At 31.2% G+C, this 23,346-nt stretch carries 31 protein-coding genes, 1 pseudogene and 1 riboswitch; of the genes and pseudogenes, 2 read left to right on the top strand and 30 right to left on the bottom strand.

The window, feature by feature from the left end; translation table 11 throughout:
- Positions 1-82 precede the first annotated feature (82 nt).
- The 15 genes and pseudogenes from JOC75_RS02990 to JOC75_RS02920 form a co-directional block, all read right to left on the bottom strand.
- Complete coding sequence (locus JOC75_RS02990; RefSeq protein ID WP_420827997.1) at positions 83-643, bottom strand: class I SAM-dependent methyltransferase; 561 nt, start codon at positions 641-643, stop codon at positions 83-85.
- 85 nt (positions 644-728) lie between these two features.
- Positions 729-962: a DUF3953 domain-containing protein gene (locus JOC75_RS02985; RefSeq protein ID WP_204952621.1), complete on the bottom strand. Its 234-nt coding sequence runs from the start codon at positions 960-962 to the stop codon at positions 729-731.
- Positions 963-1,082: 120 nt separating this feature from the next.
- A complete protein-coding gene (locus tag JOC75_RS02980; RefSeq protein WP_204952620.1) occupies positions 1,083-1,337 on the bottom strand; it encodes a hypothetical protein in 255 nt (84 codons plus the stop codon).
- 5 nt (positions 1,338-1,342) lie between these two features.
- A complete protein-coding gene (locus JOC75_RS02975) occupies positions 1,343-2,041 on the bottom strand; it encodes a hypothetical protein (protein WP_204952619.1) in 699 nt (232 codons plus the stop codon).
- 82 nt (positions 2,042-2,123) lie between these two features.
- A complete protein-coding gene (locus JOC75_RS02970) occupies positions 2,124-2,285 on the bottom strand; it encodes a hypothetical protein (protein ID WP_204952618.1) in 162 nt (53 codons plus the stop codon).
- A 27-nt stretch (positions 2,286-2,312) separates the two neighbouring features.
- On the bottom strand, positions 2,313-2,753 hold the full coding sequence (locus tag JOC75_RS02965) for a DUF5412 family protein (RefSeq protein WP_239589257.1): 441 nt from the start codon (positions 2,751-2,753) through the stop codon (positions 2,313-2,315).
- Positions 2,754-2,915: 162 nt separating this feature from the next.
- The gene (locus tag JOC75_RS02960) at positions 2,916-3,662 is read right to left on the bottom strand and encodes an MOSC domain-containing protein (protein WP_204952617.1); all 747 of its coding nucleotides are present in this window, start codon (positions 3,660-3,662) and stop codon (positions 2,916-2,918) included.
- A 318-nt stretch (positions 3,663-3,980) separates the two neighbouring features.
- Positions 3,981-4,169, bottom strand: a complete 189-nt coding sequence (locus JOC75_RS02955) for a hypothetical protein (RefSeq protein ID WP_204952616.1) — start codon at positions 4,167-4,169, stop codon at positions 3,981-3,983.
- A gap of 963 nt (positions 4,170-5,132) precedes the next feature.
- On the bottom strand, positions 5,133-5,690 hold the full coding sequence (locus JOC75_RS02950; protein WP_204952615.1) for a DEAD/DEAH box helicase family protein: 558 nt from the start codon (positions 5,688-5,690) through the stop codon (positions 5,133-5,135).
- Positions 5,691-6,552: 862 nt separating this feature from the next.
- The gene (locus tag JOC75_RS02945) at positions 6,553-7,062 is read right to left on the bottom strand and encodes a GrpB family protein (protein WP_204952614.1); all 510 of its coding nucleotides are present in this window, start codon (positions 7,060-7,062) and stop codon (positions 6,553-6,555) included.
- Positions 7,063-7,375: 313 nt separating this feature from the next.
- Positions 7,376-7,789: an NUDIX hydrolase gene (locus JOC75_RS02940; protein WP_338036543.1), complete on the bottom strand. Its 414-nt coding sequence runs from the start codon at positions 7,787-7,789 to the stop codon at positions 7,376-7,378.
- A 103-nt stretch (positions 7,790-7,892) separates the two neighbouring features.
- Positions 7,893-8,234 (bottom strand): GNAT family N-acetyltransferase, encoded by a 342-nt coding sequence (locus JOC75_RS02935; RefSeq protein WP_204953491.1) that lies wholly within the window; start codon positions 8,232-8,234, stop codon positions 7,893-7,895.
- A 414-nt stretch (positions 8,235-8,648) separates the two neighbouring features.
- Complete coding sequence (locus JOC75_RS02930) at positions 8,649-8,834, bottom strand: DUF4926 domain-containing protein (protein WP_204952613.1); 186 nt, start codon at positions 8,832-8,834, stop codon at positions 8,649-8,651.
- 39 nt (positions 8,835-8,873) lie between these two features.
- Entirely contained in the window at positions 8,874-10,067 is a 1,194-nt protein-coding gene (locus JOC75_RS02925; RefSeq protein WP_204952612.1) for an ABC transporter permease, read from the bottom strand.
- A 362-nt stretch (positions 10,068-10,429) separates the two neighbouring features.
- Positions 10,430-11,203 (bottom strand): annotated as a pseudogene (locus JOC75_RS02920) (Cof-type HAD-IIB family hydrolase).
- Positions 11,204-11,436: 233 nt separating this feature from the next.
- A riboswitch (cyclic di-GMP riboswitch) is annotated at positions 11,437-11,520 on the top strand.
- Positions 11,521-11,546: 26 nt separating this feature from the next.
- Between JOC75_RS02920 and JOC75_RS24145 the strand changes: the two are divergent.
- Entirely contained in the window at positions 11,547-11,678 is a 132-nt protein-coding gene (locus JOC75_RS24145; protein WP_204952611.1) for an anti-repressor SinI family protein, read from the top strand.
- Positions 11,679-11,958: 280 nt separating this feature from the next.
- Here JOC75_RS24145 and spoIIP read toward each other — a convergent pair whose 3' ends face one another.
- The 7 genes from spoIIP to JOC75_RS02880 form a co-directional block, all read right to left on the bottom strand.
- Complete coding sequence (gene spoIIP, locus JOC75_RS02910; RefSeq protein WP_204952610.1) at positions 11,959-12,897, bottom strand: stage II sporulation protein P; 939 nt, start codon at positions 12,895-12,897, stop codon at positions 11,959-11,961.
- Positions 12,887-13,426 (bottom strand): RNA polymerase sigma factor, encoded by a 540-nt coding sequence (locus JOC75_RS02905; protein WP_204952609.1) that lies wholly within the window; start codon positions 13,424-13,426, stop codon positions 12,887-12,889. Before JOC75_RS02905 ends, spoIIP begins: the two co-directional genes overlap by 11 nt.
- A gap of 451 nt (positions 13,427-13,877) precedes the next feature.
- Positions 13,878-14,141, bottom strand: a complete 264-nt coding sequence (locus JOC75_RS02900; RefSeq protein WP_204952608.1) for a hypothetical protein — start codon at positions 14,139-14,141, stop codon at positions 13,878-13,880.
- Positions 14,142-15,028: 887 nt separating this feature from the next.
- On the bottom strand, positions 15,029-15,280 hold the full coding sequence (locus JOC75_RS02895) for a hypothetical protein (RefSeq protein ID WP_204952607.1): 252 nt from the start codon (positions 15,278-15,280) through the stop codon (positions 15,029-15,031).
- Between the two features lie 188 nt (positions 15,281-15,468).
- Positions 15,469-15,948: a hypothetical protein gene (locus JOC75_RS02890; RefSeq protein ID WP_204952606.1), complete on the bottom strand. Its 480-nt coding sequence runs from the start codon at positions 15,946-15,948 to the stop codon at positions 15,469-15,471.
- Positions 15,949-16,073: 125 nt separating this feature from the next.
- The gene (locus tag JOC75_RS02885; RefSeq protein ID WP_204952605.1) at positions 16,074-16,289 is read right to left on the bottom strand and encodes a hypothetical protein; all 216 of its coding nucleotides are present in this window, start codon (positions 16,287-16,289) and stop codon (positions 16,074-16,076) included.
- 761 nt (positions 16,290-17,050) lie between these two features.
- Entirely contained in the window at positions 17,051-17,392 is a 342-nt protein-coding gene (locus tag JOC75_RS02880) for a winged helix-turn-helix transcriptional regulator (RefSeq protein ID WP_204952604.1), read from the bottom strand.
- A 105-nt stretch (positions 17,393-17,497) separates the two neighbouring features.
- Here JOC75_RS02880 and JOC75_RS02875 point away from each other — a divergent pair, with 105 nt between their 5' ends.
- On the top strand, positions 17,498-17,890 hold the full coding sequence (locus JOC75_RS02875) for a RidA family protein (RefSeq protein WP_204952603.1): 393 nt from the start codon (positions 17,498-17,500) through the stop codon (positions 17,888-17,890).
- Positions 17,891-18,126: 236 nt separating this feature from the next.
- Here the strand turns inward: JOC75_RS02875 and JOC75_RS02870 are convergent, their stop codons facing one another.
- The 8 genes from JOC75_RS02870 to JOC75_RS02840 form a co-directional block, all read right to left on the bottom strand.
- Complete coding sequence (locus tag JOC75_RS02870) at positions 18,127-18,387, bottom strand: hypothetical protein (RefSeq protein ID WP_204952602.1); 261 nt, start codon at positions 18,385-18,387, stop codon at positions 18,127-18,129.
- Between the two features lie 178 nt (positions 18,388-18,565).
- Positions 18,566-18,850, bottom strand: a complete 285-nt coding sequence (locus JOC75_RS02865; RefSeq protein WP_204952601.1) for a hypothetical protein — start codon at positions 18,848-18,850, stop codon at positions 18,566-18,568.
- Positions 18,851-19,087: 237 nt separating this feature from the next.
- Entirely contained in the window at positions 19,088-19,603 is a 516-nt protein-coding gene (locus tag JOC75_RS02860; RefSeq protein ID WP_204952600.1) for a DinB family protein, read from the bottom strand.
- Between the two features lie 1,143 nt (positions 19,604-20,746).
- A complete protein-coding gene (locus JOC75_RS02855) occupies positions 20,747-21,349 on the bottom strand; it encodes an S-layer homology domain-containing protein (RefSeq protein WP_204952599.1) in 603 nt (200 codons plus the stop codon).
- Between the two features lie 399 nt (positions 21,350-21,748).
- Positions 21,749-21,877, bottom strand: coding sequence for a hypothetical protein (locus JOC75_RS24140; protein WP_275580236.1), 129 nt, complete (start codon positions 21,875-21,877; stop codon positions 21,749-21,751).
- Positions 21,878-22,113: 236 nt separating this feature from the next.
- Positions 22,114-22,419, bottom strand: coding sequence for a hypothetical protein (locus JOC75_RS23810; protein ID WP_239589256.1), 306 nt, complete (start codon positions 22,417-22,419; stop codon positions 22,114-22,116).
- A gap of 203 nt (positions 22,420-22,622) precedes the next feature.
- Positions 22,623-22,841 carry a type II toxin-antitoxin system PemK/MazF family toxin gene (locus JOC75_RS24440; protein WP_420828007.1) on the bottom strand — a complete coding sequence of 73 codons (219 nt, stop codon included), beginning with the start codon at positions 22,839-22,841 and terminating at the stop codon, positions 22,623-22,625.
- A gap of 102 nt (positions 22,842-22,943) precedes the next feature.
- Positions 22,944-23,141 (bottom strand): DUF2281 domain-containing protein, encoded by a 198-nt coding sequence (locus tag JOC75_RS02840; protein ID WP_204952598.1) that lies wholly within the window; start codon positions 23,139-23,141, stop codon positions 22,944-22,946.
- Between the last annotated feature and the right edge of the window lie 205 nt (positions 23,142-23,346).

The following is a 23,346-nucleotide window of genomic DNA, read 5'->3' as shown; positions in this document are numbered from 1 at the left end:
TTAAAGTTTAATATTAATTCACTATTTATAGACATAAAAAACGCACCTGTCTTAGTTCAGGAATGTATCCTATATCCTATAACTAATGCTTTACTCCATCTACAATCAGCGATGGGAAAACAGGCTTATCTCCTTGATTTCTTGGATCATATTTTATTGAACGAAATATAACACCATTTGCTCCATCCCACTCATGAAAATGAAAGGCACCTTTTTCATCACAATATTCAAGTAAAGTTACCTTAAATCCAGCGGTTTCAAACATTTGCTTTATCGTTTTGTAATTATGTACTATTTTATGGCTAGCTGCGGGATGTTCTTTAGGACCTGGCCCCCCTATTTTAACTATATTTTGATAGGCAGCATCTTGAAAAAATGCATCAGGTACTGCACAACGAATATAACCTTCAGGTTTTAGAAATTGATAACAAATTTTCGCAGCTTTTATACCTTCTTCATATGTGAGATGCTCCCAAACGTGTTCAGCTAATATTGCTGTAATCGAATTAACATCAAACTTTTTGTTCCAAGTGCTTACATCTAATAAATTGAGTTCTTCATGTTGGGTATGTAACCAGCCTGGATTATTATTATATTCACCTGCACCAATAACCACCTTAATTTCATTTGTCTTGATAGCCAACAGTCTCACCTCATTTATTTCAACGCACTAATTAAATTGTCAGTTTCAATTATTTTAAAAAAGAGTTATTATTGATCCTCACCCGTTACTTCAATAAGAAACTATTTATTGATACAAATAACACTAATAAAAATACAACTATACTTAACAAGCCGTAACCTTTTTGGCCCTTTTGAAATTCTCTTAATCCCATTACCAACATCGTTACACCCAACAACAACATCATATATGGTTGAAATCTAAAATCCTCTGTTATCAATCCATACCCTGCAAGTGAAATGACCGCTACTGAAAAAATAACCTGCAAAAACTTTAACAATTGAACACCCCCTACTAACCAAGGTTTCTATATATTTCTAATTGAAAGGTAAGCAAACCTGCTTTTGCACAAAGAAATCCTTTGATATATGATTTGCTCCCATTATTGAATAAGAACTATTTAAAAAATCGTTAAAAATGAGAACAGAAATATAACTAAAACATACTTATAAGCAGCAGCTGGTGATTTCCTACTATTTGAGTTTTTCCTAATATCTGCGGTTAAAAAAGAAAGTAATACAATAATTAAACTATATGTCATTATTTCTTTTATTGATGTTGTACCAGTAAATAGTGTTAATAATAAAATGATGCTAACTATGACGATTAACGAGCTTGTCACATACTCTGGTTTAAATCTTGAAACGTTTTTCAAGTAAATTACCCTCCAAAAAAAGTGTTTGAAATACTTTCAATATCTCTAATAGTAGGGATCTTCCCGTTTGTATCTCTTACTATCATATAAGAACCTGTGTCTTGTTTTTGAGAGTTTTCATCGTGCCTAACAATCAACTCGATGTCTTCCCCATTATCTTTTAGCAATTGTTGATAATAATTAAATATACCTTTCTCTATTTCTATTGCTTTTTCTTCCCTAAAAGGCTGCTTCAAATCAACATAAATGGTTATCCATAAATCATTTTTCACTTCCTCAATAGGTTTAGTAAGCTGACTTATTTTTCTGCTTGCTTCTTCACGATAACCTATATTGAGGGTAATATCCTCTACATCTTCAATAAACTTTTCTGCATACCCCCATTTATCCAAACCCTTTTTATTCCACAGTTCTTCCATATAAAAATCCACAATGTCTTTTGGTCGGTTCCACGCATCAAAGCTTATCCCATCTTCAGTTGTTAAGGTTGCAGCATAACCAACAGTGTGTGTGTAAAAGCCTTCGCTATTTTCAATAACAATATCGTATTTCTTTTCCATTTTTTCTTTCAGTATTTGTGCGGTATCCCTTATCTTTTCGGGATCCCCATTTATTCTACTATCAAAATAGTTAAAACCTAAAATCCCCAATATTGAAATGCCTATTACTATAATGAAAATAGTCATTTTTCGTTCCTTATTCATATTAATATCCTCAATTTAAATCTTTCTTTATAAATTTAATGTATAACTTCATCCCGCTTTTCTGTCTGGCACTATCAAGCTTCTAATCCTTTTTATAGAAGCCATAGAAGAAACCAAACAATACCACTAAAAATCCTGGATATATTAAAAGTCCACCCCTTGTTGTGGTTGTAGTATCTAGTGTAATAATTGCACCTAATAACATAATACTTATTCCCAATAGCATTATTCTTGTTGAATTCATAAAACTCCCCCCTATAAAACTTATAAGTTAGTTTTGGTAGCAAGTCTCATATTCGTCTTTCATTAACAAACTTTTACAAGCCAAACCATTTCTATGATAAATCTCTTTACCAATTTCTAGTTCTATACTTCTATTTGAATTTGGAAAATCAGGTTCATCATTTATAATGTACAATGTATCCTCGTTCAACCACTTCATAGCAAAATTACTTTTTGCATCACTATAATAAACAACTTGACTTTTATTTTTCACATAATTGTTTGTAATTTCCACCCTTACATTAACACCACCTGCTGCACCACCATATGGTTCATAATAAGCATTAGCTGTATATTCTTCAGTAGGTGATATTACTGGACCTGGTCCCTTTTGAATAGATGCTCTATTAATTTCACTAAACGTAAAAAAGTATGTTTCATATATATAAATTGAAGAAACCAGAACAACCCCAGACAACGTTGCAAACAAAATTTTCTTAGGAAATGGATTTTTCTTGATAATAGTAAGGATTATCTTTGCACATAAAAATATAAACAGCATAACAGTTATGAAAGATAGTAAGATACCAAATAAAATTAATATAAAAATCACCCTTTCTTAAAATTTCGTTTCAAGATGATGACACCATACCTAATTAAACTCAATTTCTTTATCAAGGAGTACTACTTCATCACCCACATGTATTTCACCAGTTTTGATAACAGATGCATAAACGCCAAAAAAATTATTTCTTTCACTTATAACTTTTTTGTGTAAAGTAGGATCTTGTTCTGCACTTTCAGGGTTTACAGTAATAATCATACATCTTTCACAATGTCTTTTTAACTCAATTTCCACATCGTTGCCAATTCTAATTCGTTTACCGATCAATTTGTCTTCTATAAAAGGAATTTTTTCTGTTAACGATATAAGTAAATTAGGACGAAAACGCCTGTAATCTAGATCCGATTTCCCCCATATTTCCTTTAATTTATCTAATGAAGCATCTGTAACAAGTTGAAGATGTTCTTCTTCAATTGCACCAAAAGGGACATGGTAAGGAGGATATGTCACAAGTGAAATGCTGCGTTTTGCTTTGTTTTCTATTTCATTCGTTAATTCTTCATCTCCCCATTTGAAAATCTTGTCCTCAGGTGTCCTGATCTCGACTTCAGGATACTGATCTTCTAGCTCCTCCCCTAAAAATCTTGCTTTATAGCGAGCCATTTCTGGAAATTGAGTGATTGTTAAATATTTATCATGTCTCGTATTATCTAAAAAAGCATGGCTACGGTCTCCATAAAATCCATACTCCATTACCTTTGTTTTTTTTACACTTTCCCCATAAAAGGACTTTACGGGATGACGCACAATTTCCTCAATAGTACCGATTAACATTGGATTGTCCTCCTGATATACATTCACATCATCATACCTTTATCATCAACCTTAATGCCATGTTCGTGATTTTTTTCACCACTTTGTTCCTATTGTTTTGAACAAGACAATAATCCCAACATAAGAATTAAATATATAAATAAAGCGATTTTCTTCAATTAAAATCCCTTTAATTCATTAGACGTACATTTTCTGTACTTGTTTCACAATAATGCAGAATACTTTTTATTCTATTCTTCTTTAGCTAAACTGCACCGTAAGTTCAACAACTTCCATTTAATCAGATGTATAGTCTATACAGATTCCTTAATGCAAAATTCATTTGGAATTATTGAACCTTTCTTCTTTCTTTTCATAGCGTCTTGAATAGAATAGAGTAAGGATAATTCCTAATAGAACAAAGCTTAAACAAATATAAAGTGGAAAATCCAAACGTATATAAGCTGCTGTTGAGACTCCTAAAATTGTAATCCATTCAAATACTAAAAAAGGCTTTATGTATTTCATTAATTGCTCCCCCTAGAATCCCAAATATTGTTAACTTATTTTAACATATAAGAATTAAGGAGCCTATTATAAAAATAGTGGTGGCTTAGTGTTTAGAAAATAGTTTAAATACAGCCTACTAATAGAAACCTAGTAAAAGAGCCAAACCCTTGATAGCTATAGGGTTTGACTCATTGTTATCGTTATAGATGATTTTTTATCTCTTTTTTTAGCAACAGTTTTCTAGTTTTTTAGACGACTGTTGGCTGTATAAGTAGGGTTTTACTCACTCTTCAATTTTAAAGCTTCACTAACCAAATAACGATTTACATTTTTGATATTCCGTTAATGAAAATGCTAAATAACAAACTTATTGTTGCAAAGCCAGCAACTGGGAGGGCAAAACCTTTGTTGTTTTTAAATTCATATACAACTGTGACATATCCTGCTGCGCATAACATTAACCATATTGGCATAAAAATGGCATTTGCAATATTTATTGGTAATAAAGTGTAACCGTTAGATAAGAAAAATGCCCAGTGCAAAACCAACAAAACTAATATTGTATAAGAAATTCTACGCGGGGGTTTCCCTTTCCCTTTCTTTCTAAAAGATATAATTGGAATAATAATTGAAGTTATTGCAATAATGCCTATCACCAGTAAAAAAATTATTGAGAATCCAATGATGACCACTTCCTTTAAAATATATTCTATAATCAGACATTTTCACATAAAAACACACACGATAAGTTAGTTTTATCTTAGAACATCATTTATCGTTAGTCAATAAATAATTATTCATAATCAATATGATATTATTCTTATAGAAGCTTCTCCTAAAAAAAACACCTCTAATTGGAAGAGATGATTCTTAAGTATAATGCTATTCAATTAACCTGTCCTGCTCCAGTAGTAAAAAAGCGAATGTTCTTACTTATAGAACATTCGCTCTCCTTAAGTTGAAAAACATGCCGCTGCATATCTATAAATTAAATTGTTCTTTTATCATTTTCACCACTTCTTGTGGACTCAAATTTGTATTGTCAATTCTTAAATAATGTTCTTTTTTGATCTCACCCTCAAATGAATTCAATCTGTGCTTTTCCTGTGTCTCCCTTAGTTCTTTTTCTGACCATTCAACATTTCTTTTTGTTGGCTTGTGTTCAAGTCTATGTGGACTTTTATTTCGCTCAAGTCTTTCTTCCAACACTGCTTCAAGTTCTACCAAATAAACAGTCCCTCCTCTTGACTCAAATATCTCATAAACTTCATTAACATAATCCCAATCTTCTTGCATATCGAACGCCCACAGATAGGTAAATATCAAGCCTTCTAAGTCACTCTTTGCAACAGCCTCGAATATTTCTTTTCGAAATTGATTTACTAACCTCCACATTTCCGGATTAAAACCGAATAAAGGTGAAAGTAAATCAATGGTCATATGATTATGAAAAAGTTTCAAATCTGTTAATTTAGCTAATTCCTGTCCTACAGTCATTTTCCCAACTGCTTGGGGTCCAAATATCATAACAAATTTCATATATTTCCTCCTTTAAGCGATTTTTCTTCCTTCTTCCATTATTCTGCACCTTTAGCGAAAAGTAACTGTTTCTTGAACGAACATACGTTACATTAAATGAATCACAACTTCCTCTATAAATAGCACTAATTCCTCTTATAAATAGCACTAATTACCGCAAACTTTAACTCTATATCATTTAAAGAATCTAAATCATAAAATTCAAGTTTCATATCTACACAAATTTTTGGGATATACCTTAAATAATTCTTTACACTGTGCAAATACCCCTTATTCTTTATCAATTGTCATACTTTATTAAAGTAAATGCTTACTGGGTCGAATAACAAAAATGCCTTGCCCCTTTAAAGCGGGCATTCCGAACGTCATCAAATATACAGATACTTTATCCCTATTAGTAATTTCAAAGTGAAACTTATTATCGTTCATCATCTCCAATATTGACTTCTGCATTTTCTTAAACGTGATAATCATATTTTTCAGCATCAGGATGACCAAGCACGTACCCTCTCTTATTTATCCTGATAATCCGAATTACTGTGGCTATAAAGATTCCACCTAGCGAAATGAACAAACATAAATAATTATTTAGTAAGTAAGAAACCAAAAAAAGTATAGCAGAGGGAAGTGCTATTATTAACTGTAACTTTTTCATATACAACCCCTATAAGTATATTAAAATCTTTGTTTAAGTTAAAAATACTAATATTTTTGTAATTTTAATTTTAAGTTTTTCTAAAGGTTTATTTCTAATCACAGATTTTCGGTCATTTAAAAGCAATTAAACAAACCTACTCCGTTAATGAAAAAACGACTGTTCTTATTGAACACTCGCAGCCGTTTGCACAAAAAAAGAATTTGATTATTCTTCTTTCGCTTCTTGCAGTATTTTTTGTATAAAAGGTGCTTTATTCTCTGTATAAGACACTCTGTCAAAACGAAAATTTCTCGCTAAGTCAATTTTTAGTTGATTGTATTTCATTAAAACATCAGGATTATTTATTAAATACTCTCTAAACAAAATTTGATTGTTCCATTGTTCACTTTCAAATTGATAAATATGCAAGTGATGTGAACCCGCTCTCCATTGTCCTTTTCTAAAGAATCGTCTTTCTGGAAACTCTCTATGGTAAACAAATTCGTATCCTATTTGCTTTAAAGGATCTATAAATTTGTCAACTACATCCAAATCATTTACTCCAATAGCAATATCTATAATTGGCTTAGCCGCTAACCCTACAACAGATGTACTTCCTATGTGTTCAATTGATATAATATTGTCAGATAATATTTCTATTAGTTTTACCTTTTCTTCGGCAAATTGTTTAGACCAATTTGAATTGTATTCTTCGATAGTTATTTCCTTATCCATTCTTTTCCCCTACCTCAACTACACTACACTGCACTTTTAGTTTATCATTAATTCCCTATTTATTGACATAAAAAAAGCACCCCTTGTTGAAGGAATACACTACGATAGTTTAAGTTTAACAATTCAAAAGCATTTTTTTCATCATTACTTTATTACAGAAATTTATCTTTGAAAATATTAAGAAAAATTTAACTAGAGAAGGAGCATTAAACTTTCTGATTCAATGTCCTATTTAAATCGCTTTACTCTTATACTGACATAATTTTTCTACAAACTGCACGCAAATCGTTCACATGTAGTTTAATAAAAATTATTATTTTTGAAATGTGTAACTGGCTCCAGATGTTTTAATTAATTTTGAAATTCCTTCGGGGTGATATGGCATTAATCTTTCTGCCTCATCCAAATCTACCCATTCAACTTTGAGAATATTATTCTCTGCTGGAATTTCTTCAGGTGATTTTAAAACTTGCCCCTGAAAGGTGATGAAATACACATGGTTGTCGTTAATAAATGCTTCATTGACTGCAATAATATCGTTAACTGTAACATCATAACCTGTCTCTTCTTTAACTTCTCTAATGGCTGCTTCTTTTAGAGTTTCTTTTACTTCAACTGCTCCTCCTGGCAAAGACCAAGTATTATTCCTGTTTAGCACCATTAAAATCTTATTAGTTTTCTCATCAAATAATAGTGTATATGCTACATCAACACGCTTCATATTCATAGCTCTTCTCCTAAATTATTATTCTTGAAAAATCATCCTGCCCACCTCAATTAAGAAAGGCTAACCCTGTGTTCAGCATCCACCCCCATTAGTAACGTATGTTTCATTTTCTGTGCATCACAAAGTGAGATTTACTATATCTAAAGTTATTTTTCTCATAATAAGGGATTAGCTCATATTCACAAAACAAATTAATCACATCAATATGAGATAGTTCGTCTACCAAACGTGACACAATTTTCGTGCCTATACCTATTTTTTGAAATTCTTTATGTATGACAACGTCTTCAATATAAGCTCTAAAATTACCCTCTGAAACAGCTCTTGCAAAACCTATAAGGATCCCTTCTTTCCAGGCACCAACTGAAACTTCACACTTTAACATATTATCAATATCTTGTTCTTTTCTTTCTGCCCACCAACCTACATTATTATAAAGTTTCATAAGTACGTTAGCTTTTATTGGTTGTTCTATATAACTCTTAATTTCCACACTCAACTTGTAAACCCCCGTACCTTTTACTTTATAACACACCCAACTCTTTTATATTGGGCTCCTTCAACAACCTTGCTCCTTACGTCAACAAGAAAAAGCCAATCTATTTCTTGAAGATTAGCTACCCGTTTGGTGAAGAGGGTTTTATTAAACATTTAATAATTTTCTTAATTCATTTGTATCTTTAGGAGAAATAATATACCCATTTTCTTCAAGAAGGAGCTTTCAAACTATTTGTGATTTTTTATCACTTTAAATGCATGGTGAGACAAAATTATAGATGCTATCAGTAGTGTTGGTGGTACAATTAACTCTACTGCCGTTAGTAAAAAACGATTGTACTTATTGAACACTCGCACCCCGTTACCTCAATAACTTGATATCATTTTTGTTAACCGTTAATAAGCTTAATGTTTGTCCTTGTTCATCAACAAATTCAATTTCATAGTGGTCTTCGTTTTGATTAAGTACGATTGTTCCTAATGTTTCAAATTCAACAAATGGCGATAGCCTTCTTGTAGCTCTAATTACATAGTGTTCTTTAAACATCTTTACTCTCCTCTAGCATTCCGTTAGTTGAATATCACGTTATTCTTTAAAGGCACTTCCTGAGACATTGACTCTCTTTGATACAAAGAAATATACAAATAGATAAACAAATAAACTTCCAATTACAAGATAGTATATTTTAACAGTAGAAGTATGAATCAACTGAGCGAAATATAGAGTGAAAAATTGTGCATATAATATAACCAAGACAAACTTTAAGAAAGAATCATTCATCTTGGCTTTAGAAATAGGATAAAGTAATACACTTTCTTTAATTTCATGTTGTAAAGGAATGACTTGAAATCCAGTCGCAAATAAAATTAGGAGAGTAAAAATCCATCCACTTGTTGGCAAAGTATAATTAACAAATATGCCAATTACAGTTAGTCTTAGATAAAGGTAAAAGTAATCATTATATCTTACAAACAAGTGTGAGTATAAATATACGAACGTACTACTCTGGCTATATGGGATACACCTTTTCACAATCATAGTGAGCAAACGTCTATTCCGAAAAGAACGTTTAAGATTGGGGACATCCATGAAAATATTAATAAATTTAAAGTTTCTTAATAAGGCACTTTCTTCTTCACCTATTAGCCACTCCCAATTCAAGTTTCTTTTTTTTCCTATAAAATAAATTAAATAGGCGAAATTTACACTCATTAAAACAAGCTCAAAAATCCAGTCATTTTTAAACAGAAAATAACACATTAAATATATTGAGATAACCCTATTTAACCTATGTAAAACAAATTGTACCTGGTTCTCTAACCATTGTTCAGTCCACTTCATTAAAATATTATAAAAAACAATCCCCACTATAAAAATAAAGATGGGAAGATTTATATTAGTTGTGTGTAAAAATAGGGATAATAAAACGGTAATTAAACTAAGCAATTTAATAACATCAATAACAAAGCTATATACAAGTGATTTAATAAAATACGACTTTAATTTCACTTCTATTGCCAACAAAAATAATATATCTGCCCTTTTAACAAATGTGCGAACTTTCGTTCTCGTTAAAAAGAAAGTTATAAATAGGGATAAAATTACTTCAACGGATATCTGAGAAGGTATCCACTGAAGAAATAAATTAAAATAATAAATAAAGATACTACCTATGACCAGAAAAAAATAAACAACATTCGCACCAATTATTGAATAGTACCTGAACATTTTTCTATAAAATTCCTGAACCCTTAAATTCCATAATGTTTTTATATCCATAAATATACCCATACTTTCATGAACTTTTCTAAAAACATAGAAGCATCACATCAACTATTTCATCAATCCTAACTCAGTGCAATGTATAAATTGCTTTACTCTGTATTCATTTCCTAATGTCAATCATATATCTTAAATTCTTCCACAAATCTGCTTACAATAGCTGAAGTCCAATGTTTGCAATCTATATTAACGTTAACATAAGTTACCATACTTTTTTAAAAGTGTTATTACAAAAAAGAATTAATTAATAAGAAGAATTTAGACTTTTCTTGTTTAATTAAACTGCCCTTTAGCTCAAGAAGAAAAACAGCGACATTCTTTAATAGAACCATCGCTGCCCGAACCAAGTTTTAATAAGTCTATATAATTCCATACTTTTTTAATGCATAGTCAATCCCATCTTTATTAGATGGCTTTGTAACAAAATCCGCAACATTTTTCAATTTTTCATTTCCATTCCCCATTGCTATACCAAGCCCTACTAATTCCAACATATCAACATCATTTTCACCGTCACCAAAAGCAATAGCTTCAGACTTATCGATACCGAAAAATTCTAATGTTTTCACTATGGCTAGAGACTTTGATACATCCTCCTTCAAAACATTTAACACATAAGGATGCCACCTTTTAAATGATAGTTGGGGGAACTTTTGTATGTACTTCTCAACTGTTTCATCGTTTGCAAACAAACACATTAAAAATACTTCTTCATTATGAATAAATCGATTAGTTTCAGGATACTCACTTAAAGACAAAGTTTCCTTCAAAGCCGTTAAGATTTCCTTTTCTTATACACCATTCATACAAAATTCTTCTGTATAAAATGACAAACCACTATTCTCTATCTTGGCAAATTCAACTACTTCTTGTAGGATATTTTTATCTATTGGTACTTTATGAATAACTTCCTGAATATGCTTCACGTACCCACCATTTGCTGTTATAAACGTTTCTATACCTAATTCTTGTAATTCTTTACACATTGATAGCGGTCTTCCTGTTGCAGCTACCACTTTTATCCCTTTGGTTTTCAAAGTTTTTATAGCCTTAATAGTAGAAGAAGGAATGCTGCAATCTTCGTGATGGGTAATAGTCCCATCTACATCGAAAAACACAATTTTATAACTCATAAAACTCTCCCTAAAAAGTTCTAATTATAATTGATATTTTAATCTATATTCGACCTCCAAGCAGGAAATCCTTCTTCAACTAGCCTTCACCATTAGTTTAACAAGGCTATTTAGTTCAACGATTATGCGAAAAGCCACTTAAATTGTTTAATATTGTAGATTTATGTCACTTATTTTTTGTTTATTTCTTCCATTATGTACGGTAATATTTAACTATACTATTTACAATTTTAAACAGATAAAGGCAAACTTTTCGAAAGAACGGGACGCAAAGTTACAGATCTAAGGTGTTTAACTATGATGGCTGGACTACCTAAAATAGTTATTATTTTAGGAGGTAAAGATGTTAAGTTCTATAGTAAGCGCAAATAACCTGGACAAAGAATGGGTTGATTTAATATTAATTGCATTAGAATTGGGAATTTCCTCAGAAGAAATCCAAGATTTCCTCAACAATCCTTATAGGCCTTCTTAAGGTCTTTTTTACGTGCTACTTAGCTATTTTTTATGACGCAATTTGCTTCAAATACACATAATAGAGAGATAGATTTTCCTCTCTCTTGTTTGTTCAACTATCCTGCCACAAAAAACACAAGGTGTGACACTAGAATATTACCTTAAAAATCTTATGCTAGAAAAAGAGTTGTCAATCCAAAAGTGGTCTCCAACTCTTGCACTCATTTGTGGAAGATTAATCCATCGCTATTCACAAAAACTCAGACGAATTTTACCTATTTTATGGCTTCAAAAGTAATTTAGTCTATCTCATCTAATACTTCTTCAATTACTTTAGAAAAAATTTCAACACTTCTGTATATCTCTTCTAAAGAATTTTCAGCTCCACCTATGTTAACAAGAAGTGAGTTTGCAAATAAGTCTTGATTATAATCTTGTTCTATTGATTCTTTTCCATTAACCTTAACACCACTCGTAATCCCTGGATATTCAGTTTCTAATTCAAGTTGAATTTTTTCAGATATTTCTAGATTTTCTTTGAATTTACTACTATGTTTGGAAACTACAAATTCAATTTTAGCGACATCTTTCCCATTAATTTTAGTTGTAGTATACTCCTTCGTTCTTCCTTCTCTATGAATATCTATCAGAAGTTTCATCTTCGAGTTTTCATCAAGAGCTTTAATTATAATGTCTTTTGCTACTTCATATGAATATGAATAACTTAATCCTTTGTCTTTCAGTATTTGTTGAATATCAGTTTTATCATGAAGGGCATTCACTTCTCTTTTTTTCAAAGAATTAGCTAATTTTTCGCCCACCAAAGTTACATTTTTTTCATTATGAGCAGACTTTATTGGATCATCAATATTCAGTAATGGCGTAAACGACTCAGTATTATGAGTATGATATATAAATACTTCTGCATTTCCATTTGAAATCGGTGTCTTATCTTTATTATTATCAGGTGTTGATATTTTAAATGTAAATGAAGCCTTTACTTTACTAACTGATTCAGCAATATATTGAGTCCCACCTAAAAAAGTTATCCAAGTAACTAACAAGACCGCAGCTACAACACCTGAAAAATAATAAGACAACTTTAACTTTTTTTGCCTTTTATTATATTTTTTTGCTTCTATAATTAGATTTAACTTTGTCTGATGTACGAATTCTTTACGAGGTTTTAGATCTTGTGAATTTTTGATACTATCAAAAATTTCTTTTTCATTTAGCATTATTAAATACCTCCTCAGAATCAATATGTAATTTATTTTTTAATAGACGTAATGATCTGTAATAATCTACCTTTACTTTTGATTCTGTGCATCCAAGGATTTCAGCTGTTTCTTTTATTGAAAACTCATTAATACCTCTTAATATTATTACGGCCTTATAATTTGGTTTTAATAGAGAAATAGCATTGTACAATTCTTTCCTATCTTCGTTACCTTGAATTTGTTCATCAGGTGATTTTTTACTTGATGGTAATTGACTAAAAAAGATTTCTTTAAAAATGGAGTAGAACTTTTTTCTTCTCATTTGGTCTATTGCAGTATGTTTAGCAATGGAAAGTATCCATGTTTTTAACTTGCTTTCTTTATTAAAATTTGAGTAAGATTTTATTACTTTGATAAAAACTTCTTGTGTAAGATCTTCTGCATCATCTTTATTACCAGTAAAACAAATTAAAAACTTATATACATCTGTGTAGTAAAGTTCATATATTTCCGCAATCCATGCGTCTACGTTGTTTATGTTTGACAACAATACCCCCCCTTAATTAAGTGTTCAATTATTAATCGAATGAGAATCAAAAAAGTTACAGTTTTTTTAATTAGAAAGAAAGATTTATATGACATATGGAAGGGTGACAAAATGAGAATGAATTTCTGAAAATATTAAAGAATTGATTATTGCTTATTAAACAAAAGGGTAAATGTATAATAAACTTAAAAAGGAACGTCTAATGACGCTCCCTTTTCTACTATAGTGCTTCTATCGTTAAAAAAGCATTTCAAAGTCTTTAAGAAACTAACACTTTGTTGGTATATAGGGAAATTTCAATTCATCCTTAATCTAAATGCTATTTAAAAATATATTTGAACGTAAACTAAAAAATTTAAGTCTGAGAAGCTTCTGTTCTCACTAGCAATTATGATTTTCAGACTAGAAAAAGCCTTACTTCTATTAGAAGTAAAACAGGATAGAATATCATTTAAGAAAAGAGAAAATCAAAAAGACCAGTTAAAGCTAAGAGCCAAAGAGGTCCTATTGAAATAAACCCGATGAAAGTGATTGTTTTACATATTCCTTCACCCATACCTGCGTAAACGAGAGATAGCACTGATAAACAGAATACCATGTAAGTGGTACTCATAAATTCAGGCAAATATGAACCGTAGCAGAGCACCGAAGCTGCCATAATAAAATAAGCTAAAGAAGCAACTCCATAACATTCTTTCAGTTTAAGTGAATTCATAAATATCTTCCTTTTTAAAGAATAATTGCAGTTAAGTAATTCAATTTCTTTATAGAAGTATCCTGTCCTATAGTTGAATAAGTCCCACAAAAATAGCGTCAATCCCTTTTAAGGTCAACGCATTCCTTTAGTTTAAGTACAATTCTTCATAATCTTACTTTTACATAAGAAAAAGCTGCAGTAGCAACTTCCTATTTAAACTCCTTCCCCATTACTTGAAAGGAACATCTATTCTTAATATTTTTTGCTTTATTATCTGTTCTAATTGATAACTTGAAATTGGTAATTCATTTTCCACTACAAAATTTTGGTACTTTTTAAATCCTTTTCGAATAGCTTGCTCAAATTTCTCCCTTTCAATTACCTTACTTTCTATTGTGAAAGGGTCACTATGAATCAATTCATCTCTGTCATTAAACGTATAATGTGCATATTGTTATTTATGTTGATAACCAACTGGTGTGCCTATAATAAAAAGAGTTCGTACACTGTCAAGAAAGCAAACCTCTACCATACCTTTGTCATTCATATTCTCTTTGAAAGATATGAAATTAAGCCATAATCCTGACAAATCGGTTGTTTTATCCTCAAAAAATAGATCGCCATCTACCCAAAAGGTTACTCGACCATCAAAGTAAGTATTATCTGCCTGACTTTTGCAATATTTTACTTTGCAGAGTTTACTGCTTTTTTCGCATCCAGTGAAATGTATTCACCAAAGTTACGCCATATCTATTTTGTCCTCATATTCTGTATCTGAAATTTTCATTTCGATTCGCATAAATCCTTCTTCCATAAATATCACTTGATCCCTTGTTTAAACTATTCTGCTCCTTTACTTCAACAAGAAAAAGCCAAACTCCATCTTGAAGATTAGCCCTGTTAGCTTATTTGTTCAGATTTTTTGAGACTTTCTTTACGGATTTTAATATCCACCATAAAAACACTATTATTAAAGCACTTTCACAAGCACTTATTACAAGAACAAACAAAAGTCTTCCTAAATCCTCAAATTCATTGAAGCTATAGTAGTTTAGTTCCCAATTATTAAAGATATTTTGAATACTGATTAACACCATTATGAAAGGAAAAAGAAACCAGAAAAAGCTTTTTATAGTATTAGGCAAACGTAGTTCCATATCGCAACCTCCCTTTAACCAATTTTGCTATTTATATTTCACTTATTGTTAAAGTAAACTGCTCCGTTAGTCAAAAAGCGACTGTTCTTACTGAACACCTTTTTATAGATTTACTTGAATAACAGAGAATCAAATTTAACTAATAATTAGTCATCTTTCTCTAACCATTGTTTTACTTTTTTATCCATCTACCTTAGTAAATCATCATCTATATTACCACTATCTTGTTGAGCAAATTTTAAGTATTTTCTAGGAAGCATTTTTTTAAGAGAGGACTGATAGAAACTACCGTCTTGTGGTTCGATGTATTCAATAACAGAATAATTTTCTTCTTTTTTAATTAATCGAATTACGGCAGGTAATGAATGCCCAGATTGTTCTTCTATTCCAGTAGATTTATTAAAACCAGCATAATAAAACCACATATAGACGCTTATGACCCCATCTGACTCATTCGTGCCATATACTTCGTGGACTTCAAATTGCTTTTCTGTATCATAATATGAGCTTGAGTATTTTTGAATAATGTAATCAGAAATGACGTTATCCATTTCTTCGGTTATATGTTTATCCCCATCTTGTAAGTTATGTTCATTCCCGTTACAACCAGCTAAGAATAATGCTCCTAATAATAAAAATAAAATACTTGATTTGAATGTGTTCCTCAAAAGTTCCATTTCCCCCAATATAAAACAATATTAAAATACGGAAAGAATTAAAGTACTTCTTGTGCTAACCTGCTACTTTCGTGGAAGAAGGAACATTACTATCGTAGTAACACAAACCCTTTAATTTATTTCTCTGGGACGATATTTAAAATAATTAAATATGTTTTTTCTTTTTCCTTGATTTCACCAACATAGACGATTTGATGAATTTCGAGTGCTTCTCCTTCTTTGAGTTGTTCTGTCTGTGCTTTTATTAAGTGTTCTAGTCTCTCTGCAAAGGAAACGTCATCATAATGTATAATAATAGTCCATTCGATAATGAGTTGATTTTGTAAACTCATTTTAACAATCCCGCCTCCTCAAAATATTTCAACAAAGTTAGTTGTGATCTCAAAAAGCAACCTTCTTTGAAGCACTTAACCCTAACTTAGACCACATTTTATTCAGTTCGTTTTTTTATAATATCAATAAGATGTATGGGCTCTTTTTCAAACCTTTTTTACTTGTTAGGAATTTCTATTATGTTTGGAACCTTTACCGCTGCGATCAGAAAAACTTCTTCTGTTCGTTCATTCTAGTACCATTTACTTAAAATAAGTATCAGTTCCTTTTAACTGGAAATAGATTGTGAACTTTTTAGCTTCTTCCATTGAGAAAAAATTTCAAAGAGAGAAATAAGTAACAAAAACCATATAACTCTATTACTAAATGATATACCAGAAGCCGATTCTCCACCTAACACTGTAAATACTCCCCTTAAAAGTAGAATATATGAAGTTATAAATACTTGCCATTTTAAAATAGCGTTTTTATCATAGTTTCTTTTTCTATTAATACTAATTAGAAACAATCCAACCACTAGAAAAACAAAAATTGATTTTGGTACTTCCACTACTTGTGTAATACTTGAAAAGTAATCTTAAGCAAATAATACTGTAAAAGAAATAATTATAAATATAGCTAAATATTTCAAGCAAACCCCCACCTTGATCACCAATTATTAGCAATTAAATCTAAACTTATATTGCACTAACCTGCTCCGGTAGGGAAAAAGCTCCTGTTTTTATTAAACACTCGCTCTCGGTAGTTTGATTAGTCTATTTCACAAACTATTGCGGTTATTTTCTCCCCATTCACATAACTGTTCTAAAACTGGTAATAGAGTTTCTGCTTTTTCTGTAAGGCTGTACTCCACTTTTGGTGGAATTTGAGGATACTCTTTCCGTTGAACGATCCCATCTGCTTCCAATTCTTTAAGTTGAGAACTTAATGTTTTAAAGGTAATAGCTCCAATTCTTCTTTTCATTTCATTAAAACGAACAGGTTGGTTTTCTGCTAAAAGGTAAATTATAAGCATCTTCCATTTACCACCAATCACTGACAAGGTATAACCAAATGATGTTTCTTGAACATTACCCTCTTCTTTATAGTCATTCATACTCATATTTACACTATCCTTTCTGGTAGTAACTATGAAAAAAGTGCGTACTATTTTTTTCTTTGTAGTCATTCTATACTTAGCTTACTTTAAAATAAAGGAGAGAAAAAAATGCGTAATGTAAAAACCTACAATCACAATCTTTGGGATCACGGTATTACCCAAGGATACAATGTCAACGGTACTATTTACGTTTCAGGTCAATTTTCACACAATACAGAAGGAGTGTTCGTTGGCGAGAACGATATTGAATCTCAAACCCGGCAAACACTTGAAAATCTTGATCATGTACTAAAAGAGTTAGGAGTTACGAAGTCCAACCTAGCTTATGTGGAAATCTATCTAACAAATCCGAAAGAACACTCTGAGCCAGTCGTCGACTTGTTCAAGGAATACCTTGAACAACATCGGCCAGCGGGCAGCCTCATCGGAGTGACTTATCTGGCATTTACAGAGCAACTGATTGAAATCTCAGCCATCGCACATACTGATAAAATAAATTAATATTCGAAACGAAATAATCATTGTAATATCTTCACAAAAATCTAGAATGATATTGAAAAAGCAATATCATTCTAGATTTAAAACCTTAACTTAATTATTGAGTTATTAATAGAATTATTGGTATCCACTTCCACTTCAAGTGAAGCAGCTTGAATATATTGGACTAAGCGTTCCTGAGATAGTATAAGGGCATATGAGCTATCCTAGAACGTTCTTTTTGAAAGTATAAGTTCACATTAGAGAATTACTGCTCTTACATAAAACACCAAATAAAGTACGAATGGAATAAGCGTTAGAAAAACTCCGATAAACTTGGTTCGTTCTTTAAACTGTAATAGAAACCCGACTGCCCACAACACGAATAACAACATAAAGTACCATCTGTAAGTTGGTGTGTTTGTTTCACCTATTCCTGGACCACTCAGCCAAATTGAAAATAACAATACAAATACCCCTGAAAGAGTATTCCAAGTATGTCTCATTATTTTTTTGAACATATCCCAATCTCTTTTCGTATTAAAGTAAGTTGCTTCTTTAGTTTAACATTAATTTCCTTTTTGTTGACATAGAAAAATGCACCCCCTGTTTGAAGGAGTGCACGCTTTACCTTAATACATCATTTCACAATTTTAATTTTAAGATGGTTTCTTGTTCTAATTGACTCGGCTTTATGAGTTATTTATCATCAATTTTTAACTTATCAATATATTCTTTTCCTTCTAACAAAGAGAGACCTAAAGTTTCTCTTGCTTTCTTAACAGCTTTTATATCTTTACCCTCCTTAATAAGTTTACGTAACTCATCATTTATCGGGTTTTCAGGTAGTTCCAAATGTTTAGATATTTGTTCTAAGTTATATTGCAACACCTTTACACGACCGTCTAACTTATCCAATCTCCCGAACAAAGAAATTACTAAAAATACTAACACAAAACAAACAATTATAAGAGTGTATTCCATTGTGTACCTCCTCTTTCTATTCACCGCAATCGTTATGTATAGCTATAACTCAAGGATAGACTTTATCAAATGTTATTAGTACAATTTCATCTGTCATTGACTCGTTTTTTACACCGATATGACTTTCTTCTTCAACAGTTCTGCTGGTTATTTTAATATTCTTCTAAATTTTCTAATTAATTCTTAAATTGAAATATGCGCTTTATTTTTTGAAGATCAAACAAAGTGAAAATAAGCTTATTCTTTATACCATTTTCTTAGCTGATTGATATGAGCTTGATGATAGCGATTATGATCAGCCATATGCCATAGCCCCCACCGAATAGTTGCTTTCTTTTCATTACCATGACCAAAAGTGACGACTAAAGCTAAATCGTCATCATTTAATATTGTACATGTATCTTTCAACATTTTTAATACTTCTTTATAGTCATCCATAAGTGTTTCCATAGATTTTCCTTTGATCATCGGTAACCTATTATTTTCATCTATCATTGGACCAAATTGTTTATTTAGCGAAGCAGGAAGTGGTTTTCCATTTATTCTATAAATCCAATTAAGGTCAACAAACATGATATGATTTATCAACTGAGCTGTACTGTTAAATTTATTATTTGGTCCTTTGTAATCTACTTCATCTTGTGACATGTCATTCGTTATATCTTGTAGCCTTAGACTATTTTCTTTTACAGCTGAAAATAACATTCCAACTATTGGTGTCATATCAGTATCACCTTGTAAATCGTAAAACATAGACTCTTCCTCCTGTCCAATGAAAATGCAAAATTCTTTTAACACAGTCTGATACCTTAAAAGAGTTTTAAAAGAAAAAACTAAAGAATGTATGAACCTCACTTTCTATATTCTATGAAAAACCTATTTCTATAGTTGAAATTTCCGTCACTTTTTGAACTCAGCTATTATGTTAAATTTTTGTTAGTGAAAAAGTGATTACTTGAAGAGTGTTTATATTATTGCTACAAATAATAAAGCCATAAGAGCTGCTACTATTGCATCCCTCTTTGGTGTAGTTCTTACTGTTGGCATCTTTTCGAAACTACCTATAAAACTAAGAAATCTTGCAATAACAAAAAACAATACAAAATAAATAAAAAATGAGCCTACCATAGTATCACCAGATTTCGTATGTATTTTGGAAAAGCACCTGATAAATGAATAAGTCTTATCTTATAAAGAAACACCATAAATCCCAAATAATACCTTATTTTAATGATACTTTCCCTTGCCTAGACTGTACATCTCATTTTCTATTCACGATATAGATATTTTACACGAAGTTGAGACTTTAAGAATGAGAGTGAGTTTCCTCCCTCTATTCCTAACTGTTATTATATCCAATGGAAAAGCATCTAACATAGTATAATTAGAAATATTATGATTAGATCTTCAACACTTGCGTTTAATTTTTTGAATAAATAAAAATCCCCTATAGTTTCCACTTAACCAGAAATAGTTTTTAATAGTAAAAGAGAGCATATATATGTGTTATTACTACACCGCTTGCAAAACTACTTGTCTAGGAGTTGAAGTATGTTCAGATTAGGCTAAAAATGCAGTAAGTTTGGAAAATGGATTGATAAGAAGGGTTTGACTCAAAATGAAATTGCGAAGAAAGCTAATGTAGGAAGGCACAACTGTATCAAACAATGTGTAGTGATCCAGAGTATAGTCGAGGATTGAAACATGGACTAAAATTAGTAGAGCTTTGAAAAGTTTTGCTTATGAAGTGGATAGAAGAGATTTCTTTTATATGTGAATAAATAAATCGTTTAAGTCCACACTAATCAAACATTATGAATTATCCCATTTAAAAGCCCCTCCAATTACGGAAGGGCTTTTTTCAATTTCTTGAATTAAGTATACTTTGAAGAATACCTACTGACTCTTTTTTACTAAATACTTATTGGCAACTAAAGCAACTTGTTCTCTTTCAGGATTAAAACTGTTAGACGACTCACCAACCATTAATCCTAGGTCAACAGCATAAGCCTCTGAGTCTCTTTTCCACTCTAAAATTCTATCTTGATCAGCAGATGTTAACTTGTCTCCATAACCAACCGCGTCAGCTCCTAGTGCTTGTACAAAAATAGTTGCCATGTCTTTACGAGTTAGATTTGCGTTAATTCCAAAATTACCTTCCGCAGTTCCACTTATCAAGCCAGCTTTAACAGCAGCCTCTACATTTGCAAAAGAATAGTGGTTAACTGGTACATCTGAAAACGTAGCAGTAACTGACGAACTTGAAGTGTCTAATTCAAGTGATTTTGCTAGGATAATAGCAAAGTCTTGTCTCGTTATCTTACCTGTTAGATTAAAATCTCCATTTGCATCCCCTGTAATAATACCCTTTTCAACTAATTCCAATATTGCATCTTTAGCATACGATCCTTCAATATCTGTAGATGCGGAAACAGAGTTAAAAGAAAACAGCAAGATAAAACCAGTTAAAAACAATGACTTCGTGATATAACTTTTCATACAATCCCCCTACTTTTTTACTATTTCTATAATAAGTAAATTGTATCACTACATTTTTCCTTTGTATACATCTTTTGGCATGTAGCACATCTACAATTTGTGTCGCAATCTTTTACTAATACGCAATATTAGAGTTACTCCACAAACCGACCAGAATGCGGAAGAGAGATATGTTTAGCCTTAGGTTTTACCCTCTAGACGTGTTTTAACACTTACATTTGTTACTGATACAATAAAAAACGCCTAAAACCCAGTATTATTAAGGATTCAAGGCGTTTTAACTACTAGTTTCTGGTTGTGTTAATAGATATTTTCCACAATGAGATGGGGTTTTATTGATATTGTCATATTTCAAAGTTTCAGGTGATTAAATTCATGCTAGTTCAATAACAATCTGAATTAGTATATATATCTATAAGTCTCATATTTTCCACACTTGATAACAGTTTGAAATTCTTCTCCACCATTTTTATCCTTTAATAAAGCATCCATCTTATCTTCTTTAATATTGTAATGTCTCTTATTCATAAAGCCCACACTTCGGATAGTTGGAGGGTCTAAAATTGGTGTTAAGTCACCATCTAAAACATTAGTATCAACAAATCTAAAGTCAATTAAGTTAGGAAATTGATATAAAAAATTCAAATTCTCAATATTACCGCAAGAATTGAGGCACAAAACCCGAAGATTTTTCAGAGACAATAATTCTTCACTTGGTACAAATTTCTTTGATTGATTAATATGTAAATGTTCTAGCGTATCGACTAATCAGACAGACCAGAATCATTTTGTAATTTAGTACAATAATGTAACTCTAAACGCTTTAATTTCTTCATTTTTTCTACACCTTGTAAATTTTGGATATTGGACCAGTTTAATTCTAGATAGAGGAGATTTTCTGGAGTACCAATAAAGTTGCCCAGCTTATTCTTTTTATGATGCCAAAGTGTTAAATATTGAATGGTGTCAAGCTGAATTCCATCAAATTTATCTTCTTTCAAGTTTAAGGAAGCTTGAAGATTATCTGGAATTTGTTCAAACCAAATCGCCCTATTCCTCCAGTTTTCCATCTTGAATCCCCCCATATTGTCAGAACTTCAGGTATTTCTTTTATCATTTGGACTTATTAAACAAAGCTGTACCGTTAGTGAAAAAGCGACTGCTCTTATTGAACACTCGCCCGTTTCCTTAAGTACAACATTTCACAAATATCACAATTATCAAAAGGACTGTAAAATCACAGTCCTTTATCAATTCTTTTCTTTTCTTTACTTTACTTAATTAATTCATTAATTTTATTACGTACATGCTCCATAACGTCTATATTAACTTGTCCAAATTTCTTTCTAACAATTTCTTTAGATAATGTGTAAACCTTATCAGCTCTAATTGCTGATTTAACTTTTAATTCACCGTCACTTAAGTCTTTTGAATCAATTATTACCGAATAATCAAGAATCCTTAATTGTGAAGTAATGGCAACAACAACGATATCGTCAGTTACATTATTATAGCTATTACTTGAAATGACGAGAACAGGACGCTGCTTTCTATTTGAGAGATCGGAACAGGTAATAAAACAATATCACCCTGTTTATACATCATTCCAAACCTCATCATCAATGTCATTATCCCAAAAATCCAGACTACTTTCACTAGCCTTTGTTAAATCCTCGGATAAGTTTTTCTCTCTTTTTATTTTAAGGTACTCTGCAAAATCCAGGATTTTATCCACTTCTTGTTCAGGTATTTCATCAATAATTTTAAGTAAACGCTCCTTAGCTGTATTCATAATGCGTTCACCTCTTCCACGAATAGTTTATTTTTTATTATATCACGGAATCTTACAATGAAGGATTTTCTTGAAATAAGTTACCTTATAAGAAACACGTTTCTTTATTGAACATCATTTCCTCTTTATTGCATTGATAAAAGGCATTTTTTATTAAATGAACGCACCCGATAGTTGAACAAGGACGAGCACCAATTTTATGGTG

It is taken from the genome of Metabacillus crassostreae, from assembly GCF_016908395.1.
Taxonomy (GTDB): Bacteria; Bacillota; Bacilli; order Bacillales; family Bacillaceae; genus Metabacillus; species Metabacillus crassostreae.
The sequence above is the reverse complement of the archived record's forward strand: the minus strand, read 5'-3'. Positions and strand labels throughout refer to the sequence as shown.

Bases quoted from the DNA above. Each gene is read 5' to 3' on its own strand.
- JOC75_RS02975 (WP_204952619.1), bottom strand. From the start codon at position 2,041: ATGAATAAGGAACGAAAAATGACTATTTTCATTATAGTAATAGGCATT.
- spoIIP (WP_204952610.1), bottom strand. From the start codon at position 12,897: ATGCTAAATGAAAAAGAAATTTTTGATAGTATCAAAAATTCACAAGAT.
- JOC75_RS02955 (WP_204952616.1), bottom strand. From the start codon at position 4,169: ATGAAATACATAAAGCCTTTTTTAGTATTTGAATGGATTACAATTTTA.
- JOC75_RS02970 (WP_204952618.1), bottom strand. From the start codon at position 2,285: ATGAATTCAACAAGAATAATGCTATTGGGAATAAGTATTATGTTATTA.
- JOC75_RS02840 (WP_204952598.1), bottom strand. From the start codon at position 23,141: ATGAATACAGCTAAGGAGCGTTTACTTAAAATTATTGATGAAATACCT.
- JOC75_RS02925 (WP_204952612.1), bottom strand. From the start codon at position 10,067: ATGGATATAAAAACATTATGGAATTTAAGGGTTCAGGAATTTTATAGA.
- JOC75_RS02960 (WP_204952617.1), bottom strand. From the start codon at position 3,662: ATGTTAATCGGTACTATTGAGGAAATTGTGCGTCATCCCGTAAAGTCC.
- JOC75_RS02865 (WP_204952601.1), bottom strand. From the start codon at position 18,850: ATGGAATACACTCTTATAATTGTTTGTTTTGTGTTAGTATTTTTAGTA.
- JOC75_RS02855 (WP_204952599.1), bottom strand. From the start codon at position 21,349: ATGAAAAGTTATATCACGAAGTCATTGTTTTTAACTGGTTTTATCTTG.
- JOC75_RS02860 (WP_204952600.1), bottom strand. From the start codon at position 19,603: ATGTTTTACGATTTACAAGGTGATACTGATATGACACCAATAGTTGGA.
- JOC75_RS02875 (WP_204952603.1), top strand. From the start codon at position 17,498: ATGCGTAATGTAAAAACCTACAATCACAATCTTTGGGATCACGGTATT.
- JOC75_RS02950 (WP_204952615.1), bottom strand. From the start codon at position 5,690: ATGAAATTTGTTATGATATTTGGACCCCAAGCAGTTGGGAAAATGACT.
- JOC75_RS02945 (WP_204952614.1), bottom strand. From the start codon at position 7,062: ATGGATAAGGAAATAACTATCGAAGAATACAATTCAAATTGGTCTAAA.
- JOC75_RS02870 (WP_204952602.1), bottom strand. From the start codon at position 18,387: ATGTTCAAAAAAATAATGAGACATACTTGGAATACTCTTTCAGGGGTA.
- JOC75_RS02880 (WP_204952604.1), bottom strand. From the start codon at position 17,392: ATGAGTATGAATGACTATAAAGAAGAGGGTAATGTTCAAGAAACATCA.
- JOC75_RS24140 (WP_275580236.1), bottom strand. From the start codon at position 21,877: ATGAATAAGAGACATTACAATATTAAAGAAGATAAGATGGATGCTTTA.
- JOC75_RS24145 (WP_204952611.1), top strand. From the start codon at position 11,547: ATGTTAAGTTCTATAGTAAGCGCAAATAACCTGGACAAAGAATGGGTT.
- JOC75_RS02885 (WP_204952605.1), bottom strand. From the start codon at position 16,289: ATGAGTTTACAAAATCAACTCATTATCGAATGGACTATTATTATACAT.
- JOC75_RS02900 (WP_204952608.1), bottom strand. From the start codon at position 14,141: ATGAATTCACTTAAACTGAAAGAATGTTATGGAGTTGCTTCTTTAGCT.
- JOC75_RS02940 (WP_338036543.1), bottom strand. From the start codon at position 7,789: ATGAATATGAAGCGTGTTGATGTAGCATATACACTATTATTTGATGAG.
- JOC75_RS02930 (WP_204952613.1), bottom strand. From the start codon at position 8,834: ATGTTTAAAGAACACTATGTAATTAGAGCTACAAGAAGGCTATCGCCA.
- JOC75_RS23810 (WP_239589256.1), bottom strand. From the start codon at position 22,419: ATGGAAAACTGGAGGAATAGGGCGATTTGGTTTGAACAAATTCCAGAT.
- JOC75_RS02895 (WP_204952607.1), bottom strand. From the start codon at position 15,280: ATGGAACTACGTTTGCCTAATACTATAAAAAGCTTTTTCTGGTTTCTT.
- JOC75_RS02935 (WP_204953491.1), bottom strand. From the start codon at position 8,234: ATGAAACTTTATAATAATGTAGGTTGGTGGGCAGAAAGAAAAGAACAA.